The sequence below is a fragment of the Roseateles chitinivorans genome, assembly GCF_002761755.1.
Taxonomy (GTDB): Bacteria; Pseudomonadota; Gammaproteobacteria; order Burkholderiales; family Burkholderiaceae_C; genus Roseateles; species Roseateles chitinivorans.
On the sequence record NZ_PEOG01000042.1, the window covers coordinates 18,434 to 43,133 of the forward strand.

14 protein-coding genes and 1 tRNA gene are annotated in these 24,700 nt (G+C 70.2%); 10 read left to right on the top strand and 5 right to left on the bottom strand.

Features of this window, described 5'->3' with window-relative positions:
• The first annotated feature begins 160 nt into the window (after positions 1-160).
• Positions 161-3,019 carry a valine--tRNA ligase gene (locus CS062_RS15715; RefSeq protein WP_099862544.1) on the top strand — a complete coding sequence of 953 codons (2,859 nt, stop codon included), beginning with the start codon at positions 161-163 and terminating at the stop codon, positions 3,017-3,019.
• Here the strand turns inward: CS062_RS15715 and CS062_RS15720 are convergent.
• On the bottom strand, positions 2,961-3,935 hold the full coding sequence (locus CS062_RS15720) for an NAD(P)-dependent oxidoreductase (protein WP_099862545.1): 975 nt from the start codon (positions 3,933-3,935) through the stop codon (positions 2,961-2,963). The genes CS062_RS15715 and CS062_RS15720 overlap by 59 nt on opposite strands.
• An 84-nt stretch (positions 3,936-4,019) precedes the next feature.
• Here CS062_RS15720 and galU point away from each other — a divergent pair, with 84 nt between their 5' ends.
• Positions 4,020-4,889 (top strand): UTP--glucose-1-phosphate uridylyltransferase GalU, encoded by an 870-nt coding sequence (gene galU, locus CS062_RS15725; protein WP_099862546.1) that lies wholly within the window; start codon positions 4,020-4,022, stop codon positions 4,887-4,889.
• Positions 4,890-5,030: 141 nt separating this feature from the next.
• Here the strand turns inward: galU and CS062_RS15730 are convergent, their stop codons facing one another.
• The 3 genes from CS062_RS15730 to cysM all read right to left on the bottom strand — a co-directional run bounded on the left by CS062_RS15730 (position 5,031) and on the right by cysM (position 6,837).
• Positions 5,031-5,258 carry a sulfurtransferase TusA family protein gene (locus CS062_RS15730; protein ID WP_067063834.1) on the bottom strand — a complete coding sequence of 76 codons (228 nt, stop codon included), beginning with the start codon at positions 5,256-5,258 and terminating at the stop codon, positions 5,031-5,033.
• A gap of 57 nt (positions 5,259-5,315) precedes the next feature.
• Entirely contained in the window at positions 5,316-5,843 is a 528-nt protein-coding gene (locus tag CS062_RS15735; protein WP_099862547.1) for an NUDIX hydrolase, read from the bottom strand.
• A gap of 64 nt (positions 5,844-5,907) precedes the next feature.
• Positions 5,908-6,837 (bottom strand): cysteine synthase CysM, encoded by a 930-nt coding sequence (cysM, locus tag CS062_RS15740; protein WP_099862548.1) that lies wholly within the window; start codon positions 6,835-6,837, stop codon positions 5,908-5,910.
• Between the two features lie 150 nt (positions 6,838-6,987).
• Here cysM and CS062_RS15745 point away from each other — a divergent pair.
• A tRNA-Leu gene (locus tag CS062_RS15745) sits at positions 6,988-7,072 on the top strand.
• A 320-nt stretch (positions 7,073-7,392) separates the two neighbouring features.
• On the top strand, positions 7,393-7,980 hold the full coding sequence (locus CS062_RS15750; RefSeq protein ID WP_099862549.1) for a rhomboid family intramembrane serine protease: 588 nt from the start codon (positions 7,393-7,395) through the stop codon (positions 7,978-7,980).
• 18 nt (positions 7,981-7,998) lie between these two features.
• On the opposite strand, the gene CS062_RS15755 is transcribed toward CS062_RS15750, so the two are convergent.
• Positions 7,999-8,922, bottom strand: coding sequence for an NAD-dependent epimerase/dehydratase family protein (locus CS062_RS15755; protein WP_099862550.1), 924 nt, complete (start codon positions 8,920-8,922; stop codon positions 7,999-8,001).
• A 155-nt stretch (positions 8,923-9,077) separates the two neighbouring features.
• Here CS062_RS15755 and CS062_RS15760 point away from each other — a divergent pair, with 155 nt between their 5' ends.
• The 6 genes from CS062_RS15760 to CS062_RS15785 all read left to right on the top strand — a co-directional run bounded on the left by CS062_RS15760 (position 9,078) and on the right by CS062_RS15785 (position 24,695).
• Positions 9,078-10,115 carry a CDP-6-deoxy-delta-3,4-glucoseen reductase gene (locus CS062_RS15760; protein WP_099862551.1) on the top strand — a complete coding sequence of 346 codons (1,038 nt, stop codon included), beginning with the start codon at positions 9,078-9,080 and terminating at the stop codon, positions 10,113-10,115.
• Between the two features lie 106 nt (positions 10,116-10,221).
• Positions 10,222-10,968, top strand: a complete 747-nt coding sequence (locus CS062_RS15765) for a 2OG-Fe dioxygenase family protein (RefSeq protein WP_099862552.1) — start codon at positions 10,222-10,224, stop codon at positions 10,966-10,968.
• Positions 10,969-11,409: 441 nt separating this feature from the next.
• Positions 11,410-12,792 carry a TolC family protein gene (locus CS062_RS15770; protein ID WP_099862553.1) on the top strand — a complete coding sequence of 461 codons (1,383 nt, stop codon included), beginning with the start codon at positions 11,410-11,412 and terminating at the stop codon, positions 12,790-12,792.
• 127 nt (positions 12,793-12,919) lie between these two features.
• Positions 12,920-21,013, top strand: a complete 8,094-nt coding sequence (locus CS062_RS15775) for a C2 family cysteine protease (protein WP_099862554.1) — start codon at positions 12,920-12,922, stop codon at positions 21,011-21,013.
• A 98-nt stretch (positions 21,014-21,111) separates the two neighbouring features.
• Positions 21,112-23,355, top strand: coding sequence for a type I secretion system permease/ATPase (locus CS062_RS15780; protein ID WP_099862555.1), 2,244 nt, complete (start codon positions 21,112-21,114; stop codon positions 23,353-23,355).
• Positions 23,352-24,695 carry an HlyD family type I secretion periplasmic adaptor subunit gene (locus tag CS062_RS15785; protein ID WP_099862556.1) on the top strand — a complete coding sequence of 448 codons (1,344 nt, stop codon included), beginning with the start codon at positions 23,352-23,354 and terminating at the stop codon, positions 24,693-24,695. Before CS062_RS15780 ends, CS062_RS15785 begins: the two co-directional genes overlap by 4 nt.
• Positions 24,696-24,700 lie beyond the last annotated feature (5 nt).

Genomic DNA, 24,700 nt, shown 5'->3' on the forward strand with positions numbered 1-24,700 from the left:
TCTCGGATTTCGACATCCCGTGGGCACATCGCCAGCTCGCCCTCGTGTCCCCTGCGCGCGGGCCCTTCCGGGGGGCGTCGGCGGGCCGGTCCCCCCTACAATCGCGGGCTCACCTTGTGTCCCCCGCCTAGATGACACCGCCTCGCGGCGGAGCGCCCCCATGACCGAACTCGCCAAGTCCTTCGAACCCGCGTCCCTGGAAGCCCATTGGGGCCCGCTGTGGGAGTCCAAGGGGCTGTACGAGCCGACGCTCGATCCGGCCAAGCCGTCGTTCAGCATCCAGCTGCCGCCGCCCAACGTCACGGGCACGCTGCACATGGGCCACGCGTTCAACCAGACGATCATGGATTCGCTGACGCGCTACCACCGGATGCGCGGCCACAACACGCTCTGGGTGCCGGGCACCGACCATGCCGGCATCGCCACGCAGATCGTCGTCGAGCGCCAGCTGCAGGGCCAGGGCCAGAGCCGCCATGACCTGGGCCGCAAGAACTTCGTCGCGCGCGTGTGGGAATGGAAGCAGCAGTCCGGCAGCACCATCACGCAGCAGATGCGCCGCATGGGCGACTCGGTCTCCTGGGGCCACGAGTACTTCACCATGGACGAGAAGCTGTCGACCGTCGTCGTCGACACCTTCGTCAAGCTCTTCGACGAGGGCCTGATCTACCGCGGCAAGCGCCTGGTGAGCTGGGACCCGATCCTGAAGTCCGCCGTCTCCGACCTGGAGGTCGAGAGCGAGGAGGAGGACGGCTCGCTGTGGCACATCCGCTATCCGCTCGCCGAAGGCAGCGAATCGCTGGTCGTCGCCACCACCCGTCCGGAAACCATGCTGGGCGACACCGCCGTCATGGTCCATCCCGAGGACGAGCGCTACAAGCACCTGATCGGCCAGCAGGTGAAGCTGCCCATCACCGGCCGCCTGGTGCCGGTGATCGCCGACGAATACGTCGACAAGGACTTCGGCACCGGCGTCGTCAAGGTCACGCCGGCGCACGACACCAACGACTACCAGGTCGGCCTGCGCCACCAGCTGCCGATGCTGACGATCTTCACGCTGGACGCGACCGTCGTCGATTCGATGGACGAGATCCCGGCCGAGTACCGTGGCCTGGACCGCTTCGCCGCGCGCAAGCGGATCGTGCAGCAGCTCGAGGACCAGGGCCTGCTGGTCGAGGTCAAGAAGCACAAGCTGATGGTGCCGCGCTGCACCCGCACCGGCCAGATCGTCGAGCCGATGCTGACCGACCAGTGGTTCGTCGCCACCAGCAAGCCGGGCAAGGACGGCAAGTCGATCGCGCAGAAGGCCATCGACGTCGTGGCCTCGGGCGAGGTCAAGTTCGTCCCGGAGAACTGGGTCAACACCTACAACCAGTGGATGAACAACATCCAGGACTGGTGCATCTCGCGCCAGCTCTGGTGGGGTCATCAGATCCCGGCCTGGTACGGCACCGGCGGCGAGGTCTTCGTCGCCCATGACGAGGCCGAGGCCCGCGCCAAGGCCGACGCCGCCGGCTACAGCGGCACGCTGACCCGCGACGAGGACGTGCTGGACACCTGGTACTCCTCGGCGCTGGTGCCCTTCTCGACGCTGGGCTGGCCCGCCAGGACGCTCGAGCAGGACCTCTTCCTGCCCTCCTCGGTGCTGGTGACCGGCTACGACATCATCTTCTTCTGGGTCGCCCGGATGATCATGATGACGACCCACTTCACCGGCAAGGTGCCGTTCAAGCATGTCTACATCCACGGCCTGGTGCTCGATGCGCAAGGCAAGAAGATGAGCAAGTCCGAGGGCAACGTGCTGGATCCGGTCGACCTGATCGACGGCATCGAGCTCGCGCCGCTGCTGGACAAGCGCACCCAGGGCCTGCGCAAGCCGGAAACCGCCCCCAAGGTGCGCAAGGCCACCGAAAAGGAATTCCCCGACGGCATCCCCGGTTACGGTGCCGACGCGCTGCGCTTCACCTTCGCCGCGATGGCGACGCTGGGCCGCAGCGTCAACTTCGACTCCAAGCGCTGCGAGGGCTATCGCAACTTCTGCAACAAGCTCTGGAACGCCACCCGTTTCGTGCTGATGAACACCCAGGGCCAGGACTGCGGCCTGGTGGAGCACACGAAGGAGCAATGCGCGCCGGGCGGCAGCGCCCACGGCTACCTGCAGTTCTCGCAGGCCGACCGCTGGATCGTCAGCGAGCTGCAGCAGGTCGAGCAGGCCGTCGCCCAGGGCTTCGCGGACTACCGGCTGGACCAGGTCGCCAACGCGATCTATTCCTTCGTGTGGGACGAGTACTGCGACTGGTACCTGGAGCTGGCCAAGGTCCAGCTGCAGACCGCGCAGGCCGAGGGCAACGAAGCCGCGCAGCGCGGCACGCGGCGCACGCTGATCCGCGTGCTCGAGACCATCCTGCGCCTGCTGCACCCGATCGCGCCGTTCATCACCGAGGAGCTCTGGCAGACCGTCGCGCCGATCGCCGGCCGCAAGTCGACCGACTACTTGGTGACCGCGCCCTACCCGGTGGCGCAGCCCGAGCGCATCGATCCGCAGGCGATCGCCTGGGTCGAGCAGCTCAAGGCCGTCGTCGGCACCTGCCGCAGCCTGCGCGGCGAGATGGGCCTGAGCCCGTCCGACCGCGTGCCGCTGCTCGCTGGCGGCGACCTGTCCTTCCTCCGCGAGGCCGCGCCCGCGCTGAAGGTGCTGGCCAAGCTGCAGAGCGTGGAGCTGATCGAGGACGAGGCCGCCTTCAACCAGCAGAGCGCGATGTCGCCGGTGCTGGTGCACGGCGCGGCGCGCCTGGCGCTGAAGGTCGAGATCGACGTCGAGGCCGAGCGTGCCCGCATCGCCAAGGAGATCGCCCGGCTCGAGGGCGAGGTCGCCAAGGCCAATGCCAAGCTGGGCAACGAGAGCTTCGTGGCGCGCGCCCCGGCGGCCGTGGTGGAGCAAGAACGTCAGCGCATCGCCGACTTCAGCGCCACCGTGGTTCGGCTAAAAGATCAGGCAGCACGCCTGGGTGCGTCGGCCTGAACTCGGCCTGCGCCGCGGGCGTGGACAGGATCTCCGAGATCCGCCGCGCCACGCTCCACGCGGCGCGCATCCGTGACTCCCGGGTCGTCGCCGCCACGCGCGGCGTGACCTGCAATCCGGGCGCACCCTGCAAGGGGCGCCCGGCTTCCATCAGGCCGGGCTCCATCAGGTCCAGCCATGCGGCCAGCAGCCGACCGCCATGCAACGCGTCCGCCAGCGCCTGTTCGTCGAACAGGGCCGAGTGCGAGGTCGACACCAGCACCTGCGCCGGCTTGCAGAAGTTCAGCACCCGCTCGCCGATCAGGCCGCGATAGCGCGGGAAGTAGGCCAGCTGCACGCTGACCCCGTCGGCCGCCTGCATCAGCTCGCGCAGACCATAAGGTTCGATGCCCCACTGCGCCCAGAGCGGATCGGCATGGTGCAGGCTGGGGTCATAACCGATCACCCGCGCACCAAACACCGGCAGCAGCGTGGCGAGCTGGCGCGCCGAGGGCGTCAGGCCCACCAGGCCGATGGTGGCGCAACCGAGCTCGCGGCCCACCCAATTGCCATCCGCGCCCTGCACCGGCACGCGGCGCAGCAGCGCCAGCAAGGCGCCGATGACGAACTCCGCTTCGGCCGAGGCCGCCGCGGTCGGCGCCCGCACCACTTCGACGTTGGCGGCGCGGCAAGCTTCCAGATCGATGTTCTCCGCGCCGGCCCCGATGCGCCCGACGGCACGCAGTCGCGGCGCGCGGCGGACGGTGTCCGCATCCAGCGCGATGGAGGCGGGCAGGAAAATTGCCTGGGCCTGCGCAACATGCTCTCTCAGCGTCAGCGGCGCGTCCGCCGGCTCGGGGGCCACCTGGACGGCATGGCGCTCCGCCAGCCATTCCAGGACGTCTGCCTCCAGCGGTTCCAGGACTAGCACTGACATGAGGGGTTTGGAGAGGATTGTTTGATTTTCTTTCAGTAGCGCCATGCAAGAATGCCGGCGCAATTACCGTTGGAGTGTACGTAAATGGCCCTCATCAACAAGGCAATCTTCCCGGTTGCTGGACTTGGCACTCGCTTCCTGCCCGCCACCAAGGCGCAGCCCAAGGAGATGCTGCCGGTGGTCGACAAGCCGCTGATCCAGTACGCGGTGGAGGAGGCCTACGCGGCCGGCATCCGTCAGATGATCTTCGTGAATGGACGTAACAAGCGCGCCATTCCCGATCACTTCGACACCGCTTTCGAACTCGAGACCGAGCTCGAAGCCGCCGGCAAGAAGGAACTGCTCGCGCTGGTGCATTCGATCAAGCCCGACGACATGGAGTGCATCTACATCCGCCAACCCAAGGCCCTGGGCCTGGGCCACGCGGTGCTGTGCGCGCAATGTGTCGTCGTCAACGAGCCCTTCGCGGTGCTGCTGGCCGACGACCTGATGGTCGGCAAGCCGCCGGTGCTCAAGCAGATGGTGGACCAGTTCTCCGAATGGCAGGCCTCCATCCTGGCGGTCCAGGAAGTGCCGGCCGAGCACACCAAGCGCTACGGCATCGTGGCCGGCTCCGCCATCAGCGACCGCCTGATGGACCTGACCCACATGGTCGAGAAGCCCGCTCCGGAAGACGCGCCGTCGCGCCTGGGCGTGGCCGGCCGCTACATCCTCACGCCGGGTGTGTTCCGCGAGATCGCCACGCAGCCGCGCGGCGTCGGCGGCGAGATCCAGCTGACCGACGGCATCGCCGCACTGATGCGCCGTGAAAAGGTCTTCGCCTTCCGCTACGACGGCAAGCGCTACGACTGCGGCAGCAAGGAAGGCTTCCTGCAGGCCAACGTCGAGCTCGCGCTGGCCCATCCCGAACTGGGCGCCAGCTTCCGCGAGTATCTGAAGGCGCTGGAAATCTGACCGCACTGCATTTCTGACGGCAGGACTTCCCGTCACTGCACTGTCATCAAGCACGAAGGCCACGCAGTCGCGTGGCCTTCTTCATTTGGCGCGTCATCCGGGCGCGGCCTCCGATGGTGCCCGCGCGGGATCGCGTCCGGCTCAGCGGCGCTTGAGCACGTGGATGAATTCGTCGCCCGAGGCGCTCTGCTCGACCAGCTCATTGCCGGTCTGCCGGGCGAAGGCCTGGAAGTCGCGCGTCGAGCCCGGGTCCGTCGCGACCACCTTCAGCAGCTGGCCGCTCTCCATCTCCGCCAGCGCCTTCTTGGCCTTGAGGATGGGCAGGGGGCAGTTCAGGCCGCGGGTGTCGAGTTCCTTGTGGATGTCCATGTGTGTGTCCTGACCGGCGCGCGCGCCGGCGATGAGGCCGATTCTAGTCAGCCAAGCTCAGCTGCGCGGCGCCATCCAGTTGGGCTCGAAGCCGCGGCTGCGCAGCCAGTCCGCCAGCGCCTGGCCGGTGCCGGCCGGCCAGCATTCGAGCTGCTCCGGTGGCGTCAGCGAGTACTCGACCAACTCCGGCGACAGCGTGACCTCACCGCGTGCCGGCACGTGGTACGCGATGATGACCTGGTTCTTCTTCTGGAAGTCGTAGACGCCGATCAGCGTCGCGCCCAGCGCCTCGAGCGAGGTCTCCTCCAGCACCTCGCGCCGGATGCCCTCCTCCGGCGACTCGCCCGCCTCCATGAAGCCGGTGATCAGGCCGAAGAAGCGCCCGGGCCAGGCGGCGTTGCGGGCCAGCAAGACCTGACCCTCCCGGTCGACGCACTCGACGACCGCCGCCAGCACCGGCGTGGGATTGTTCCAGTGGGTGAAGTCGCAGCGGGGGCAACGCAGCCGGGTCTTGGGGCCGCCGTCCTCCGGCAGTTCGATCCACGCCAGTTCGCTGGCGCATTGCGGACAGAAGCGGAAGGTCATGGGCGGAGGCGCGCGGCGCCGTCGAGTCGCGATCCGGCGATCATCTCCGATCGCCGACCGCCCGTCAGGCCGGGAACACGCCGGTCGACAGATAGCGATCGCCGCGATCGCAGACGACGAACACGATCGTCGCATGGCTCACCTGACGGGCGATCTGCATCGCGACCCAGCAGGCGCCCGCGGCCGAGATGCCGCCGAACAGGCCTTCCTCGCGGGCCAGCCGGCGCGCCATGTCCTCGGCATCGGACTGGCCGACCAGCACCAGCTCGTCCACCGTCTCCGGGCGGTAGATCTTGGGCAGGTAGGCCGGCGGCCACTTGCGGATGCCCGGGATGCGCGAGCCTTCCGCCGGCTGCGCGCCGACGATGCGCACCTCGGGGTTCTGCTCCTTCAGGAAGCGCGACACGCCGGTGATGGTGCCGGTCGTGCCCATCGCGCTGACGAAGTGGGTGATGCGGCCGCCGGTATCGCGCCAGATTTCCGGACCGGTGGTCTCGTAATGGATGCGGGGGTTGTCGGCGTTGGCGAACTGGTCCAGCACCCGGCCCTTGCCGTCGCGCTGCATCTGCTCGGCCAGGTCGCGCGCATATTCCATGCCGCCGGAGCGCGGCGTCAGGATCAGTTCGGCGCCGAAGGCCTTCATCGTCTGGGCGCGCTCGACGGAGAGGTCCTCCGGCATGATCAGCACCATCCGGTAGCCGCGGATCGCCGCGGCCATCGCCAGCGCGATGCCGGTGTTGCCGGAGGTCGCCTCGATCAGCGTGTCGCCGGGCTTGATCTCGCCACGCTCCTCGGCGCGCTTGATCATGCTGATGGCCGGACGATCCTTGACCGAGCCGGCCGGGTTGTTCCCCTCCAGCTTGGCAAGCAGCACATTGCCGCGGGCGGCGAGCGCCGGACCCAGCACGCGTTGCAGCCGCACCAGCGGCGTATGGCCGATGACGTCTTCCAGGGTCGGATAGCTCGTGGGATCGAAGGCGCTTGCATCACTCATAGCCGCGCATTCTCTCAGTCGGCGTATGGCTGTGGTGGCATAATGCCTTTTCTTTCGCGGCCCCTCTGGCTCTGTCCACGACGAAGCTTCAGTTGGCGGCCCGCACAGCGGCCCCAGCGTCGATCCGACCGGGGCCGCGTTGCTGATGACGCCCGGATGGCGAAATCGGTAGACGCAGGGGACTCAAAATCCCCCGCCGCAAGGCGTGTCGGTTCGAGTCCGACTCCGGGCACCAAGCCTCTTGGTCCCTCTCGTCATCAGCAACCTCTCACGAACGGTCTCGTTCCGCTTCGATCCCCATTCCCCCGATCGTTCCGCATCTGCCGCGCGGTCGTTCCGCATTCGGGTTGCCGCGTCCGCACGATGCGGCGGCAGGCCCACGGCCTCCGATGATCCTTCGCTCCCACCGCAGGCGGCCCCTGCCGGGGCCAGTGCTTGCCCGCATCAAGCTTGGATACACTCGCCCGATCATCCTCCCCCCAACGACGGGGTCAGGACTCGCCGGTGGCGCCGCAGGGCGCCTTCCCTCCTGTCTCCCCCCGAAGACGCGCCGCGATGCCATTCATTCCACCGGTCACCAAGGCCTTCATGCTGATCTGCGTGGGCCTGTTCTGCCTGCCCATCGTCGTGCCCTCGCTGGCCATGCTGAACTTCCAGATGGCGCTGTGGCCGCTGAACACCGGTCGCTTCGAGCCGTGGCAGCCGCTGACCTACGCCTTCCTGCATGGCGACGCCTGGCACCTGTTCTTCAACATGCTGGGCCTGTGGATGTTCGGCTCGGAACTCGAGGCGCTGTGGGGCGGCAAGCGCTACGCGCAACTGCTGGTGGCCAGCGCGCTGACGGCCGCCGCGGCGCAGCTCGTGTTCACGCTGCTGATCGGCTCGGGCGCGCCCACGGTGGGCGCCTCGGGCGCGCTCTTCGGCCTGCTGCTGTCCTACGGGCTGATGTTCCCGGACCGGATCATCATGCCGCTGTTCCCGCCGATCCCGATGAAGGCCAAGGTCTTCGTGGCGATCTTCGGCGCGATCGAACTGGTGCTCGGCATCACCGGCTCGAGCGGCATCGCCCACTTCGCCCACCTGGGCGGCATGCTGGGCGCCTGGCTGATGGTCAACTACTGGCGCGGCGGACGGCGCCGCTGAAGCGGACCGGCGCGCCGCTCAGTCCTCGACGGCCAGCAGGCCCTCGCGCGGCGTCGGATAGCGCAGGCGCAGGCGCAGTTCGCGCTTAAGACGGCGGTTGTCCATCCGGCGCGATTCGTTCATGAAGCTCATCTGCATCGGCGAGAACACGCCCGCGGCCTGCGCGCGTGCGACCCGCGCCGGCGCTGCCAGGCCGCACAGCGCCGCGGCCAGGTCGAAGTAGTCGCCCATCAGCAGTTCACTGTCGTCGCTCGCGTGGAGCACCCGCTGCGCCGGCCCCCGCACCAGCGCCAGCAGACAGGCGCGCGCCAAGTCGTCGGCCTGGATGTGGTTGGTGTAGACGTCGTCCTCGCGCGCCAGCACCGGCAGGCCCTTGGCGAGGCGCTCGCGCGGATGACCGCCCTCGCGGTCGAACGCATAGATGCCGGGCACCCGCAGGATCGTCACCGGGCAGCCCGTCACCCGCCCCCACTGGCGCAGCTGCGACTCGGCATCGACACGCCGCCACGCGCGGTCGTTGGCGGGGCGCGGCATGCGGGTCTCGTCGATGCGCGCGCCGCCGCAATCGCCGTAGACGCCACTGGTGCTCGCATAGACCAGCTGCCGCGGCGCCCCGGAACGCGACAGCGCCTGCAGCAACCGCCGCGTGCGTTCATCGGTGCGCCCTTGCGCGGCCGGTGGCGCCAGGTGCAGCACCCGGTCCGCCAGCCCGCCGAGCCGGCCGAGCGTCGCCGCGTCGTCCAGGTTGCCGATCAGCGGGATCGCGCCCGCGGCGCGCAGCGCGTCGACGCGGGCGGCGCTGCTGGTCAGCGCGAAGACCGTCCAGCGGCCGGCCAGCAGCCGCAGCACGCGCAGCCCGATGTCGCCACAGCCGACGATCAACAGGCGGCCGCGGCGGGCACGGCGAGACGCAGCGGGCGAAGCGGGAGAGGAACCGGGCATGGGAAGGGCGCTGCGGGGCTGGGGCAAAATGGCGGGCCAGTTTACGGCTGGTACGGCTCGCGCCCCGGTCTCCGGACCGCGCGGGCCGTGTCGCTTCCGCCCCTTCCTCCCCTCACGACTTGACGCGGGTCCGCCCGCGCCGCCCCCGCACCATCATGAGCTTCCAGGTCACCGTCCTGCCCGCCGGCCGCAACTTCACCGTCGACGACGACGAAACCGTCCTGGCCGCCGCCATCCGCCAGGGCATCGGCCTGCCCTACGGCTGCAAGGACGGCGCCTGCGGTTCCTGCAAGAGCAAGCTGGTCGAGGGCCAGGTCGTGCATGGCGAGCACCAGTCCAAGGCGCTGCCGCCGGCCGACGAGGCCGCCGGGATGATCCTCACCTGCTGCGCGAAGCCGCAGACCGATTGCGTCGTGGAGGCCCGCACCGTCCCAGGCGCCGGCGAGCATCCGGTGCTCAAGCTGCCTAGCCGCGTGATCACCGTCGAGAAGCCGGCCAGCGACGTCGCTGTCGTCAGGCTGCAACTGCCGGCCAACCAGAACCTGCAATACCGCGCCGGCCAGTACGTCGAGTTCATCTTGCGCGACGGCGCCCGCCGCAGCTACTCGATGGCCAATGCGCCGAGCCGCCTGGGCACGCCGCCCGCGATCGAGCTGCACATCCGCCACATGCCCGGTGGCAAGTTCACCGACCATGTCTTCGGCGCGCTCAAGGAAAAGGACATCCTGCGCATGGAAGGCCCGTTCGGCAGCTTCTTCCTGCGCGAGGACAGCGACAAGCCGATCGTGCTGCTGGCCTCGGGCACCGGCTTCGCGCCGATCAAGGCGATCCTGGAGCGCATCCAGGACCAGGGCATCACCCGCCCGGTGACGCTGTACTGGGGCGCGCGCGGCAAGGCCGACCTCTACCTGCACGACTGGGCCGTCCAGGCCGCCGCGGCGATGCCGACGCTGACCTATGTGCCGGTGCTGTCGGAGCCGAAGGCGGAGGACGGCTGGACCGGCCGCACCGGCTTCGTCCACCAGGCCGTGATGGCCGACCTGCCCGACTTGTCGCGTCACCAGGTCTACGCCTGCGGCGCGCCCATCATGGTCGAGTCGGCGCAGCGCGACTTCGTCGCCCGCTGCGGCCTGCCGGCCGAAGAGTTCTACGCCGACGCCTTCACCTCGGAAGCCGACAAGCACGCCGGCTGATCCGGCGAGCCGGGGACAAGGCGCTCATCCGCCCTCCGCACCGCGAACCCCGCGTTGCCGGGGTGAGATGCGCCATGGCGTGCGGAGCCGTCCGATACTCCCGGCCATGAAGCATTTCCCGCCGCCCTACTCCAGCGCCGCGCAGTTCGAGCAGCAACTGCAGGACCTCGGTCACACCGTCATTGCGCCGGAGAGCCTGACGCACTGGCTGCACTGCCAGGCGGCGGACCTGCGCGGGCTGCAGACGTTCTGGAACGACCTGCCGCCCGACGCCTATCTGCGTGACGGCGGTCGCTACCGCTTCCGTCGGCATGCGAGCTTCGTCGTCGATGCACAGGCCGATCCCTCGGTGCGGCTGGCACCGCACCGTGCGCACTGGCAGCCGGTGGACTACAACGCGCTGCACGGCGGCATCGAGCGCTGGTTCGAGCCGATGGCGCCCGCCGCCGTCGAGTTGCCCATCTGGCCGCGGCTGCTGCTGGGCCTGGCCGGCGTGGCCGACCGGCTCAAGGGCGCCCGCCCCTGGTTCGTCGAGGCGCACCAGTTCCGCATCGACACCGCCGGCGGCATCGGCCGCCCGACGCCGGAAGGCGCGCACCGCGACGGCGTGGACCTGGTGGCAGTCTTCATGCTGGCCCGTCACGGCATCAAGGGCGGCGAGTCGCGCGTCTTCGAGGCCGACGGCCCGCGCGGCCAGCGCTTCACGATGATGGAGCCGTGGACGCTGCTGCTGCTCGACGATGAGCGGGTGATCCACGAGACCACCCCCATCCAGCCCATCGACCCCGCCCATCCGGGCCACCGGGACACGCTGGTCGTGACCCTGCGCGCCGACGCCTTCATGGGCCGCTGAGCCGCCCCATCCCTTCTTTTTGCTAGTTCCCGCCGACGCCCGATGCCTGCATCGGGCGTCGGCCTTTCTGCGCCCGCATGAACCCACGGCCACCGCCAGCCCGCTTGACCACGGGCTCGCCGCTATCTCGACCCGCAACTTGTGCCGGGGCTGGCGAGTTTGGCGAATGACTCAAATTAACTAGCAAACATTAATAGGTTTCCAAGTCGTCAATAACAAATACAAGTGACCGACCTATCCAGGTGATTGCCCTCAACAAATTCACCAGAATCAAGCCAATGAAATGCCGTGAATTGATCAAACCCTGATCGGTTCAGCGCGTGCCGAAATGCATTGACCGAATCGACATTCGGACCCTCCATCGCTTCCTAAACTTTCGTGGCGTCTTGATATTTCGCCACCCCGCCGGCCCTCCGCCGCGAGAATTTCCAGGAAGCCTTCATGAATTCATCCACTCGCCTCTGGCTGCGGCCGCTGCTGATGATCGGAATCAGCGCCGCACTCCAGTTTCCCGCGCTCGCCGAGAGTTCTGGAAACTGCACGACGACGGTCGACCCAGAAACTCCGCTGACCCTCGAAATCGCCGTCGACAGCGCCCTGTGCCGCGACACCCGGACCGCCAGCGCCTGGGTTTCCATCAAACTGCAGAAAATCCAGACCGAATCGGCCCGCGCCGCCTATTTGCCGACGGTCAATGGTTCCCTGACGGCCCAGCAAAATACCACTCGAAATTCTCAGGACCCGTCCGAGGGCCAGCGGGTCCTGGGTCATAGCAGTTACCTGGGACTGAATTGGCGCCTCTTCGATTTCGGCGAACGCAGCGCGCGCAGGGATGTCGCCGACCGCCTGCTCGCCGCGGCGACGAGCAGCCATGACGACGCGGTCCGCCGGACCGTCTCGGACACGATCCAGGCCTACTTTTCCGCGCTGCAGGCCCGGGCCACGCTCGGCGCTCGCCGGCAGGCGACGGCACTGGCCGAACGCACCCGCGACACCGCACGCGACCGCGAACTCAAGGGCGCTGCCAGCCGCGCCGACACGCTGCAGGCCGACGCCGCGCTGGCCCGGGCGCGCCTGAACCAGCAGCGCGCCAAGGCCGATCTGGACAAGGCCCTGGCGGTGCTGACCCAGACCATGGGCGCGCCGGCCGGCATGGTGCCGCGCCTGCCGGAGCGGAGCGCCACGCCGTCCCGCGCCGAGTTGCCCGAACTGGCCCAGTTGCTGGACGAGGCCCGCGCCCGCCATCCGGCGATCCTGGCCGCGCGGCTGCAACGCGACGCCAGCCAGGCCGGCATCGCAGCCGCGCGCGCCGCCGGCCGCCCGACGATCGACTTCACCGCGGCCAACTACCGCAACGGCTATCCGAACCAGGGCGTGCAGGCCTCGCGGTCCAGCACCGTCACCGTCGGCGCCACGATCACCATTCCGCTGTTCGACGCTCACGCGCGCCGCCACAAGATCCAGGAGGCGCAGGCGCAGGCGGAGAAGTCCGCCCTCCAGGCCCTGGACACCGAGAACCAGGTGCTGCTGGAGCTGGTCAAGGCCCACGCCGAGCTGGCCGCCTCGCTGGAGAGCATCGACGCGGCGGAGCACCTGCTCAAGGCGGCCGACGCCGCGATGAGTTCCGCGACCCACCGCTATGAACGCGGCGTCGCCGACATGCTGGAACTGATCTCTGCCCAAGGCCTCCTGCAGGACGCGCTCGATGCGCGCGCCCAGTGCGAGTACCAGTGGAACGCGGCCCGCCTGAGGCTGATGTCGGACCTCGGCCGCCTCGACCGGAACGACGTCGCCGCCCTCGAGGCCCCGCCCGCCACGAACTGATTCCCCCGCCCCGACGCGACTCCCGGAAGGACCGAGGAGAAGCGCCCGCTGTTGTCCGGCGGATGGGGCCTGCCGCCCTTTCGCCCTTTCCTTCTCCAACCCCCGAGCGATCGAGCTCGTAAACACCATGACCGACCTGAACACCCTGACCCAAGCCCAGATCGCCGCCCTGACGGCGGCGCAGATGGCGCAGTTGACTCCCGCGGAGATCGCGTCGCTCGACGCCACCCATGCTGCCTGGCTGAGCGCGGCGCAGATCGGTGCGTTGACCGCCGCGCAGGTGGCCGTGCTGTCGCCCGCGGCGGTGGGCGCGCTCACGTCGCCGCATTCGCTGTCGACCTCGGCGGTCGCCGCGTTGAGCGCCGCGCAAGTAGCCCAGATACCGTCCAACGCCTGGGCGAACATGTCGACCGCCTGGATCCAGGCGCTGTCGCCGCAGGCCGTCACAGGCTTGAGTCCCCTGGCCGTCCGGTGCCTGTCGACCAACGGCATGAAGGGCCTGGGCGCTGAAGCCATCCGCGTCATGACGCCGGAACAGACGGCAGGGCTGTTCCCGGAAGTCCTCTCGCTCGACGCCGTCCATGCGCTGTCGGCCGCTCAGGTCGCCCAGCTCGGGATCTGGTACCCCAACGTCACCGCCGATTGGTTGAACGCGTTGACCCCGCCGGCCTTCGCTGCCCTTCAGCCGTCGTTGCTGAACATGGTGAAGGACACCGTCATCCAGGGCCTCACCGCCGCCACCGCGAGCGCCCTCACCGGGCCCCAGGCGGCCGCGTTCGCCCGCTTCGCGCTGCTGTCCGCCGAGGCCACCTCCGGTCTGTCGCCGGCCGCCGTGTCGGCCATGAGCGCGCAACAGTTCACGCAGTTGAAATCGCCGCAATCGCTGAGCGTTGCCGCCGTCGCCGCGTTGAGCGCGGCGCAGGTGGCCACCCTGAGCAGCCTTGCCGCCTTCAGCGCGAGCTGGATCGGCGCGCTGCCGTCGTCGGCCATCCCGTCCTTGAGCGCCGCCGCGGTGCAGTCGCTGACGCCTGCGCAATTCGCGGCCCTGCCCGCGGTCCAGACGCTGTCGCTCGCGGCCGTCGCGGTCATCAGCCCGGCGCAAGCCGCCGCGCTGACCGTCAAGATGAACACCTGGAGCGCTGACTGGATCAACGCGCTGTCGCCACAGGCCATCGCCGCCATCCCGCCGGCGATCCTCGAGCCGCTGCCCGCCGCGCAGATCGCCCGCCTGACCCCGGCCTCGGCGGCCGCGCTGACGCCGGCACAGATCAAGGTCCTGGATTACGCCAGGTACCTGTCCCAGGCGGCCATCGCCGCCCTCACGCCGATCCAGACGCCGAGCTTCGCGGCCTGGGAGTGGAACGTGATGGGCCTCAACGCCCTGAAGGCCGACGCGCTGGCAGCGATCCCCGCCAGCGTGATCAAGGGCCTGAGCGCCTCGATGGCACCCCAGCTGACCGCCGACACCGTCAGCCGGATGACGCCCGCGCAGATCGCCGTACTCCCGGCGATCGGCACGCTGACCGCCGCCGCCGTGGCGGCGCTGACGCCGACCCAGACCCGCGCGATCACCGGCCTGGCCAGCGCGACGCCCGCCTGGCTCAACGGGCTGAGCCCGGCGGCCTTCGTCGCCCTGCAGCCGGGCGCCATCGCGACGCTGTCGGTCGTCGGCGTGGCCGGCCTGAGCCCCGCCGCGATCCAGGCGATGACACCCGCGCAATTCGCGGCTCTGCCCGCGATCCCGTCGCTGTCAGCCGCTGCGGTCGCCGTGCTGAGCCCGGCGCAGGTCGGCACGCTGACCAGCCTGTCCGCCTGCGGTTCGGCCTGGATCAACGCGCTGTCGCGCGACGCGCTGGCGTCGCTGACGATCGATCAGATCGCCACGCTGGCCGCGGCGTCCCTGCCGGGGCTGAGCGCCGCGACCCTCGCGTCGATGAGCAGGGACCAGCTGGCCGCCATCCCGTCGCCGAGCCTGCTGTCCCCGGAAGCCGCCGCGGCCCGCGACGCCGTGCTGACCCCGCCGGTGGACTGGTCGACCCTCGGCGCCGACGCGATCAACGCGATGTCCGCCTCTGCGATCGCCGCCATCGGCGCGACCGATCTCGCCAAGCTGTCCGCGACGACGCTGGAGGGCCTGTCCGCGGCGACCGTCGTCGCGATGAGCGTGGATCAACTGAAGGCGATCACGCGCCCCGACCTGCTGTCACCCGCCGCGATGGGCACGCTGTCCGTCGAGCGGTTCGCCGCCTTGACGGTGGACTGGACCCGGGTCAGCGCTTCCTGGGTGAACGCGCTGTCGCCTGCGGTGGTCGCCTCCCTGTCGGTCACCGCGATCCCGTCGTCCGCCCTCTCCGCGCTGAGCGTCGAGACGCTGTCCGCGATGAGCCTGGCGCAACTGGCCGCGCTGCCGCATCCGGAACTGCTGTCGCCGCAGGCCAGTGCCTTCCGCGACGCCGCCCTCACGCCGCCGGTGGACTGGTCGACCCTCAGCGCCGACGCGGTGAACGCGATGACGGCCACGGCGATCGCCGCCATCGCGCCGACCGACATCGCCAAGCTGTCGCGCGCCACGATCCAGGGGCTGACCAAGACCACGCTGAGCGCCATGTCCGGCGCCCAGCAGGCGGCCATCAGCTCGCTGGACGCGCTGTCCACCAGCCAGACACAAGCCCTGAGGCCCGAGGCGATCTCGCTGATGACGCCGCGCCAGATCGGCCAGATCAAGCGCATCGACTACCTGCCCGCCGCGTCCGCCGCCCAGTTGACGCCGGCGCAGATCCAGGCGATCACCACCAGCTGGAGCTCGATGTCGCCCACCTGGCTGAACGCGTTGACGCTGGAAGCGGTCGCGGCCATTCCGCTGGCCGGCATGGCCACGGTGAATCCACAGAGCCTCAATCTCGCCCGGGTCGCCGTGCTGAGCGCGGCCCAGGTCGGCGCCATTCCCAAGCTGAGCAGCGTGTCGGCCGCCTGGCTGGCGGCCCTGTCCCCTCAGGCCTTCGCCGCGCTGCGTCCGTATGCCCTGGCCACGCTGTCCGCGACGACGGTGGCGGCACTGACGGCGGCTCAGGTGTCGGCCATGTCGGTCGACCAACTGGCGGCGCTGGCCTCCCCGTCGTCGCTGTCAGCGGCCGCGGCCGAGGTCCGCAATGCGGTGCTCGGCGCCAATGCCTCGCTCGATTGGTCGACGATGACGGCCGAGACGCTGAACGGCATGTCGGCGGCCAGCCTGGCGCTGCTGCCGGCGGGCGGCTTCAGTCGCCTGCCGACGACGACGGTCCAGTCGCTGTTGCCGGCCACGGTCGCCGCGCTGTCTCCCGCCCAGATCGCCGCCCTGCGCAACCCCGAACTGCTGCCGCTGGATGCGGTCGCCGCCCTGAGCGCCGAGCAGGTGGCCGGCCTCCAGGCCGGCTGGGGCGCGGTCGATGCCAAGTGGCTCAACGCCTTGTCGCCGTCCGCGGCGGCTGCCCTGCCCACGTCCGGCCTGGCCCTGCTGTCGAGCAGCGCGGTGGGCGGCCTGACGGCCGCGACGGTCAGCGCGCTGAACGCCCACCAGATCGCCGCCATCGGCAACCTGCCGGCCCTCTCGGCGCTCGGCATGAGCGGCATCTCCGCGGAGGCGGTCCGCGGGCTGGCGCCCGCGCAGATCGCTCGCCTGACCCGCATCCAGGCGCTGAGCCCCGCGGCCGTCGGCGCCCTCACGCCGGAGCAGGTGCGCGCGATCACCACGTCCTACTCGGCGATGTCGGCCAACTGGATCGCCGCATTGACGTCCGAGGCCTTCGCGGCCATCCCGCCCACCGGCATCAAGGCCTTGTCCTCCGCCGTCGTCCCGACGCTGACCGCGGACAAGGTGGGCCGGATGACGCCTGACCAGATCGCGGTGCTGCCGTCGATCGGCCTGCTGTCCCTGGATGCGGTGGCGGTGCTGAGCGCCGCGCAGGTCGGCGCGCTGTCCTCCCGCCTGAACACCGTGTACGCCGACTGGCTCGATGCGCTGCCGCACGATGCACTGCCCGGCCTGCCGCCGTCCGCGATGGCCCGGCTCTCGGCCGGGTCGGTGCGAGGACTCGATGCCGATACCGTCGCGGCGCTCTCGCCCGAACAGGTGGGCGCGATCGCCACGATCGGCGCGCTGTCGGCCACCGCCGCCGCCGCGCTGTCGCCGGCGCAGATCGCCGCCATCGGCAAGGTCTCCGGCGTCGGTGCCGACTGGGTGAACGCCCTGTCGCCGCAGGCCGCCGCGGCGCTGTCGCCGGCTCAGGTCGCGCAGCTCAGCGGCGCCACCCTCGCAGGCCTGAATGCCGCCCGCATCGCCGGCCTGCCGATCGACTGGCGTGGCGCGCCAGCCAGCTGGATCAACGCGCTGTCCCGCGAGGCGGTGGCGGCGCTGCCGGTCTCGGCGATCGCCGCGCTGAACGCGACGACCGTGTCCCAACTGACGGTGATGACGATCCAGGCGCTGAGCGCTCAACAGCTGACGGCCTTCGCTTCGCCCGCCGCACTGAGCGCCGACGCAGCCGCCGTGCGAGCGCTGCTGATGGCGCCGCCCGACTGGTCAGCCATCACCGCGGAAGCGATGAACGCGCTGCGGCCGGCGGCGATCGCGCTGGTCGCGCCGGCAGGAATCGCCCAGCTGCGCGACACGACGGTGCAGGGCCTCTCGGCCGCCACGGTCGCGGCGCTGAGCCCGCAGCAGCTGGCCGTCCTGCCGCACGCCGAGCAACTCGCCCCGGCGGTGCTCGGAAGCCTGGACGCGGCCCGGTTCGCCGCGCTGCCGATCGCTTGGAACACCCTGGACGCCAACTGGCTGAACGCGCAGCCGCCCGCATCGATCGCCAGCATCCCGGCCACCTGCCTGGCCAAGCTGTCGCCCGGCATCGCACCGGCCCTGACTGCCGACACCGTTCGCGCGCTCACGCCACAGCAGTTCGCCGTCCTGCCCGGGTTCGCCACGCTGTCGTCGACCGCCGTGGCGGCGCTGAGCCCGGCGCAGACCGCCGCGATCACGCAGAGCCTGGGCAGCACCTCGGGCGCATGGATCAACGCGCTGACGCCGGCCGCGCTCGCCGCCCTGCCCCGGACCGCGATCAAGCAGTTGACCGCCGCCACGGTCAAGGAGCTGACGGCTGCCACGATCGCTTCGATGACGCCGGCGCAGGTGTCCGCAATCTCCAATCCGGACTGGATCACCCCGGCCGCGGCCAGCCGCCTGTCCGCGCCGCAGGTGCAGAACCTGGCGATCGGTTGGTCCTGGATGTCCGCGGCCTGGCTGAACAGCCTGCCCCTGGAGACCTTCGCCGCGATCCCGCCGGCCAACGTGGCGCAGTTCAGCGCCTCGGCCGTGGCGGGACTGACGGCGGACAAGGTCCGCGCCCTGTCGCCGGAGCAACTCTCCGTGCTGCAGAACGTGGGCAAGCTGTCCGGCACCGCCGTCGCGGCGCTGAACATCACCCAGCTGAGCGCGCTGACCAACCTGACCGGCGCCTCCGCGGCCTGGCTCGCGGCGCTGACGCCTCAGGCCATCGCCGCGCTGCGTCCGTCGGCGTTCGCCTCGCTCTCCGCCACGGCGGTCGCCGGACTGACAGCCACCCAGGTCTCCGCCATGTCCGTCGACCAGTTGACGGCGATTCCCTTCGCGTCGTCGCTGTCGGCCGCGGCCGCAGGAGTGCGCAGCGCGGCGCTGGGCACCGCAAGCACGATCGACTGGTCGACGATGTCGGCCACGGTGCTGAACGGCATGTCGCCGGCACAGCTCGCCTCGCTGCCGGCCGGCGGCTTCAGCCTCCTGCCCGGCACCACGGTGCAGTCGCTGCTGCCGGAGACGGTGGCCGCCCTGTCCCCCGCGCAGGTCGCCGCCCTGCGCAATCCGGAGATGCTGCCGGTGACCGCGGTCGCGCTGCTGACCGCCGAGCAGGTGGCCGGCATCCGCTGCGGCTGGAACGCCGTCGGCGCCGCCTGGCTCAACGCCTTGTCGCCAGCGGCGGTGGCCGCGCTGCCGCTGACCGGGTTGGCGCAGTTGTCCACCGCCGCCGTCGCCGGTTTGAACGCGGCCACGGTGCGCGGCCTGAATGCGACCCAGGTGGCCGCGATCGGCAACCTGCCGTCGATGACGACGGCGGGGGCCGCCGGCCTGACGGCGGAGGTGATCCGCGGACTGGCGCCTGACCAGATCGCGCGCATCGCCCGCATCCATGAGCTGGATCCGACGGCGGTCCATGCGCTCACGCCCGACCAGGTCCGCGCGATCACCGTGCCCTTTGCCGCGATGTGGGGATCCTGGTTCAACGCATTGAGCCCCGAGGCCCTGGCCGCCGTGCCGCCCGGGGGCATCAAGACGATGTACACCGGCTCCATCCCGCAGCTGACGGCCGCCACCATCGGCGCATTGACCCTGGACCAGTTCGCGGCGCTCGACGTCACCCGGCTGTCCGCCGCCGGTGCCTCGGGCCTGCGGCCGGACATGATCGCCACCTTGTCGCCCGCCCGGATCTCGACCCTCCCCGGTGTTGAATCGCTGTCCCCCGCCGCGGTGGCCGCGCTGACCGCCGACCAGGTCAGTGCCGTCCCCGCCGGGGCATGGAGCAAGCTGAATCCGACCTGGCTCGGGGCACTGTCGGCCAACGCCTGGCCCGCGGTCCCGCTGAGCGCTTTCGGCCAGTTCAACGCCGCCGCGCTGCGCGGTCTCACCGCCGGGGCGGTCGCGGCCTGGTCCGCGGAGCAGTTCGCCGCCGTGGCCAATGTCGGCTGGATCCCCGAGTCCGCCGTGGCCGGCATCCGGCCCGACCAACTGGGCCGGGTCACCGACCTGGACACGGTCAGCGCCCGCTGGCTGAATGCGCTGTCGGTGGAGGCCTTCGCCGCCATCCCGGCCGACGGCATCAACCAGATGTCGCTGGCGGCGCTGCAAGGCCTCGACGCCACGCGGCGGGCGATCGCGCTCGGCAAGGCCGACACGATCCATGCCGGCTACATCGCGGCGGCCTCGCGCGATGCGTCGATCAGCTATGACTCGGTGCTGGCCATGCTCACCGGCATGAAGGACAGCATCGGCGCCGACGGCCTCTCGGTCGACCAGTTCGCCGCGATCAACGGCATGCTGTCCGGCGCCAAGGCGGTCAACGGCGGGCAGACCTATGTCTCGTCGCTGCTGACCAGCATGATCGACAAGGAAGGCCTGGCGGCCGGCATGAGCGCGGATGCGTTCAGCGCCTCGGTGGGCAAGTGGTTCCTCGGCACCAATGAGCCGGTGAGCGACTCCTACGTCAACCTGTCGGACATGGCGCTCTTCAACGGCAGCATCGAGCAGGCGGCCCTGGGTGTCGACCAGGGCAGCTGGGGCAACTGCTGGTTCATGGCATCGCTGGAATCGCTGGCGGCCAACGACCCCGATCGGCTGTCCGGGCTGATCGGTGCCAACGGCAACGGCACCTACGCGGTGAAGTTCTATGACGGCGGCCTGAACAACCCGGTCTTCCTCACCGTCGATGGCCGCACCTCGACCCGTGGCGCCGGCATCGGCGCGGGAAGCTGGCAGCGGCTGCTCGAGAGCGCCCTGGTGGAAGCGGTCGCCGGTGGCCAGCTGGTCAAGAGCGGCTTCACCCAGACCGCCAACGCGTACAGCGCCGTCCTGGGAGGCAACTACGACAGTCGCGCCCACCGGGCGCTCGTGGGCAACTTCACCCGGGACTACGACACCGGGGCCGCGGCCTACGACGACATCGCCGCCACGCTGAAGTCGCGGTCCGGCATGGTGAACTACTCGTCGTGGAGAAATTCCACCGGGGCGGACGGCAAGACCAATCTGGTCGGCGGGCATGCCTTCTCGGTCATCGGCATCAACGAGGCCAACGGCAAGATGATCTTCCGCAACCCGTGGAGTTCGGACCTGGTGTTCGAGCTGTCCGCCCAGGAGCTCGACGCGATGGACGGCAGCGGCTACTTCGTCGTCACCAAGTTCCTGGACGGCGCCGGGGCAACGACCCAGCAGCAGGCCCCCGTCGCGGCCGGCGAGGCGCGGCCGACGACGCTCGCGGCACCCGCGGTCGCGGAGCTCACGGCGGCCGAGGTCCCGGCCGCGCGACCGTCGCAACCGCTGCTGGACGCGGCCAGCCTGGTGGAAGCCATGGCCGGCTTCGGAGCGCCCACCGGCGCGATGACGACCGGCAAGCTCGACGACAAGCCGGTCACCACCGGGCTCGACCTGGCGGTCCCGCGATGACACCGCCTCGCATCGACCTTGACGCGCGTCCCACCCGCTGACGCCTCCCGGGCGGCCTCGGCCGCCCGGGCTCCCCCAAACCCTCACCGGACCCCAACATGGACTGCACCCTCGACGATGCCGTCGCGGCCACCGCGCCGCCGGCCTGCCCCGCCACCGCCAGGGCCTCCTCAGCCACCAGCGCCGCCACCACGGCCCCGCCGGCCGCCGATCCCGCGCTGCAATGCCTGCTGTCGATCGCCGCGCTGCACGGCCTCTCCGCCGACGAAGCGCAGATCCGCCACCAGTTCGGCGGCGAGTTCCTCGACGAGCAGACGCTGCAATTGGCGGCCCGGACGCTGGGCCTGGCGGCCAAGCTGGTCCGCCAGCCCGCGGACCGCCTGCAGAAGGCGCCGCTGCCCGCCATCGGACGCGACCACACCGGCCGCCCCTTCATCCTGGCCCAGTGCCGCCAGGTGCCGGACCAGCCGCTCCAGGTGCTGATGCAGTACCCCGGCGAAGCGCCGCAGGTCCTGGCCCTGGACGCCTTCACCGATCTCTGGACCGGCACGCTGATGCTGTTCACCAGCAAGGCGAGCTTCGCCGGCGAGATGGCCAAGTTCGACTTCACCTGGTTCATTCCGGCGATCGTCCGCTACCGCCGCATCCTCGGCGAGGTGCTGCTGATCTCGCTGTTCATCCAGCTGATCGCGCTGGTCACGCCGATATTCTTCCAGGTCGTGATGGACAAGGTCCTGGTCAACCACGCGATGAGCACCCTCAACGTGGTCGCCGTCGGCCTCATCTGCGCCACCGTCTTCGAGGTCGTGCTCACCGGGATCCGCTCCTGGGTCTTCTCGCACACCAGCAACAAGCTCGATGTCGAGCTCGGCGCGCGCCTCTTCCGCCACCTCGTGGCGCTGCCGCTGTCCTACTTCCACGCGCGCCGCGTCGGCGACTCGGTCGCCCGCATCCGCGAGCTGGAGAACATCCGCTCCTTCCTGACCGGCAACGCGCTGACGCTGGTGCTGGACCTGCTGTTCTCGGTCGTGTTCTTCGGCGTGATGCTCTGGTACAGCCCGGCGCTGACGCTGATCGTGGCGCTGTCGATTCCGCTGTACCTGGTGGTCTCGGTCGTGCTGACGCCAGTGCTGCGCGCGCGGCTGGACACCAAGTTCAACAAGGGTGCCGAGAACCAGTCCTTCCTGGTCGAGACGATCAGCGGCATCGACACCGTCAAGGCCATGGCCGTCGAGCCGCGCTGGATCCAGAAGTGGGAGAAGCAGCTGGCCGGCTACGTCACCGCCGGCCAGTCGGTGACCAACATCGCCACCGTCGCCAACGCGGCGATCACGCTCATCAGCAAGCTGGTCACCGCCGCCATCATGTGGGTCGGCGCGCTGCTGGTCATCGACCAGAAGCTGAGCGTCGGCGAGCTGGTCGCCTTCAACATGCTGGCCGGACAGGTGTCGAGTCCCATCCTGCGGCTGGCGCAGCTATGGAACGACTTCCAGCAGGTCGGCATCTCGGTCGCGCGACTGGGCGACGTGCTCAACGCGCGCCCTGAGGTCGCCGGTCAGAAGACCCGTCTGCCGCGGCTCGCCGGCGCGATCGAGTTCGACAACGTCGCCTTCCGCTACCGTCCCGACGCGTCCGACGTGCTGCGCGGCGTGAAGCTGACGATCGAGCCGGGACAGGTCATCGGCATCGTCGGCCGCTCCGGCTCCGGCAAGAGCACGCTGACCCGCCTGGTCCAGCGCCTGTATGTGCCCAACCGAGGCCGCGTGCTGATCGACGGCCAGGACATCGCCGTCATCGACACCGCGTCGCTGCGCCAGCAGGTCGGCGTGGTGCTGCAGGACAACGTGCTGTTCAACCGCTCCATCCGCGACAACATCGCGCTGTCCGATCCGACGCTGCCCATCGAGGCCGTCATCCAGGCCGCGAAGCTGGCCGGCGCCCATGAGTTCATCTGCGAGCTCGCCGACGGCTACGACACCATCGTCGGCGAGAGCGGCACCGGCCTCTCCGGCGGTCAACGCCAGCGCATCGCGATCGCGCGCGCGCTGGTCGGCGATCCGCGCATCCTGATCTTCGACGAGGCCACCAGCGCGCTGGACTACGAGTCCGAGAAAGTCATCCAGGACAACATGCGCTCGATCTGCCAGGGGCGCACGGTGCTGATCATCGCGCACCGCCTGTCGGCGGTCCGCGATGCCCACCGCATCGTGGTCATGGAGCGCGGCGAGGTGGCCGAGTCCGGCACCCACGACGAGCTGCTCGCCAACCCCGACGGCATCTACACCCACCTGAACACGCTGCAGCAGACGCTGCGGGACACCTCCCGGGAGACACGAGCATGAGCCTCCGACACCGACTCCAGGCCGCAGCCGAGCTGCTGAGCCGCTATGCGCAGGTCACGCGGCATGCGTGGCGGCTGCAATCCGCGCAGGGCACGCCCGACCTCAAGGCCCACGAGGCCGAGTTCCTGCCCGCCGCCCTGGCCCTGCAGGCCAGCCCGGTCTCCCCGGCCGGCCGATGGGTCGCACGCGGCCTGATCGGGATGGTGCTGATCGCGCTGGCCTGGGCCACCTTCAGCCAGGTCGACGTCGTCTCCGTCGGCCAGGGCAAGATCGCCGTCACCGGCGAGACCAAGACCATCTCCGCGACCCAGGTCGCATCGGTGCGCGCCATCCACGTCGCCGAGAACCAGCGCGTGCGCGCCGGTCAATTGCTGATCGAGCTCGACGAGCGCGAGGCCGGCAGCGAATTCGACAAGGCGGACGGGGAGCGCCAGACCGCTGCCGTGCAGGCGGCCGTCCACCGGGCGCTGATCGACGCGCTGGGCTCCGGTCGCGCGCCGCGCCTGGAGCCGCTGGCGGGGGTCGACGAGGACCGGCGCCGCGCCGGCGAGCTTTTCCTGGCCGATGCCTGGAGCGAGTACGCCGCCCGCCGCGACCGGCTGGCCGCCGAGATCGCGCGCCATGAGGCGGCTCTGCCGCTGGCGGTCGATCGCGAGCGCGACTACGAGGCGCTCGCCGCCACGCGCGACGTGTCGCGCGATGCGTGGATGCAGCGCAAGGGGGCGCGGCTCGAGATCGAAGGCCAGCTCGCCCAGGCGCGTGCCCAGCAGGCGGAGCTGCGCGCCAGCCTGCGCAAGTCGGCGCAGGATCGCCTCGCCGAGGCCCTGCGCACGACGCAGGCGGCGGCGCAGGACGTGGTCCGGGCGACCGCCCACCGGGCGCTGCTGCAGCTGCGCTCCCCGGTGGACGGCACGGTCCAGCAACTGGCGGTGCACACCGTCGGCGCCGCGGTCCCCGCCGCGCAGGCGCTGATGCAGATCGTGCCCAGCAGCGACCGCGTGCAGTTCGAGGCCTTCATCGAGAACCGCGATGCCGGCTTCGTCCATGAGGGCGACACCGTGGCGGTGAAGATCGACGCCTTCGACTACACCCGCTACGGCACGCTGCCAGGCCGCGTGCTGCATGTCTCGCGCGACGCGATCCACGACGACAAGCGCGGCCTGGTGTTCGCGGTCACCGTGGAGCTGTCCCAGACCAGCGTGCAGGTGGACGGCAAGGCCGTCGCGCTCAGCCCCGGCATGTCGGGCTCGGTGGACATCCGCACCGGACGCCGCCGCGTCATCGAGTACGTGCTGTCGCCGCTGGTCCAGCACCGCGAGGAAAGCCTGCGCGAGCGCTGAAGCCC

Excerpts from the sequence above, each read along its gene's own strand:
- CS062_RS15715 (WP_099862544.1), top strand. The coding sequence starts at position 161 with ATGACCGAACTCGCCAAGTCCTTCGAACCCGCGTCCCTGGAAGCCCAT.
- CS062_RS15720 (WP_099862545.1), bottom strand. The coding sequence starts at position 3,935 with ATGTCAGTGCTAGTCCTGGAACCGCTGGAGGCAGACGTCCTGGAATGG.
- galU (WP_099862546.1), top strand. The coding sequence starts at position 4,020 with ATGGCCCTCATCAACAAGGCAATCTTCCCGGTTGCTGGACTTGGCACT.
- CS062_RS15730 (WP_067063834.1), bottom strand. The coding sequence starts at position 5,258 with ATGGACATCCACAAGGAACTCGACACCCGCGGCCTGAACTGCCCCCTG.
- CS062_RS15735 (WP_099862547.1), bottom strand. The coding sequence starts at position 5,843 with ATGACCTTCCGCTTCTGTCCGCAATGCGCCAGCGAACTGGCGTGGATC.
- cysM (WP_099862548.1), bottom strand. The coding sequence starts at position 6,837 with ATGAGTGATGCAAGCGCCTTCGATCCCACGAGCTATCCGACCCTGGAA.
- CS062_RS15750 (WP_099862549.1), top strand. The coding sequence starts at position 7,393 with ATGCCATTCATTCCACCGGTCACCAAGGCCTTCATGCTGATCTGCGTG.
- CS062_RS15755 (WP_099862550.1), bottom strand. The coding sequence starts at position 8,922 with ATGCCCGGTTCCTCTCCCGCTTCGCCCGCTGCGTCTCGCCGTGCCCGC.
- CS062_RS15760 (WP_099862551.1), top strand. The coding sequence starts at position 9,078 with ATGAGCTTCCAGGTCACCGTCCTGCCCGCCGGCCGCAACTTCACCGTC.
- CS062_RS15765 (WP_099862552.1), top strand. The coding sequence starts at position 10,222 with ATGAAGCATTTCCCGCCGCCCTACTCCAGCGCCGCGCAGTTCGAGCAG.
- CS062_RS15770 (WP_099862553.1), top strand. The coding sequence starts at position 11,410 with ATGAATTCATCCACTCGCCTCTGGCTGCGGCCGCTGCTGATGATCGGA.
- CS062_RS15775 (WP_099862554.1), top strand. The coding sequence starts at position 12,920 with ATGACCGACCTGAACACCCTGACCCAAGCCCAGATCGCCGCCCTGACG.
- CS062_RS15780 (WP_099862555.1), top strand. The coding sequence starts at position 21,112 with ATGGACTGCACCCTCGACGATGCCGTCGCGGCCACCGCGCCGCCGGCC.
- CS062_RS15785 (WP_099862556.1), top strand. The coding sequence starts at position 23,352 with ATGAGCCTCCGACACCGACTCCAGGCCGCAGCCGAGCTGCTGAGCCGC.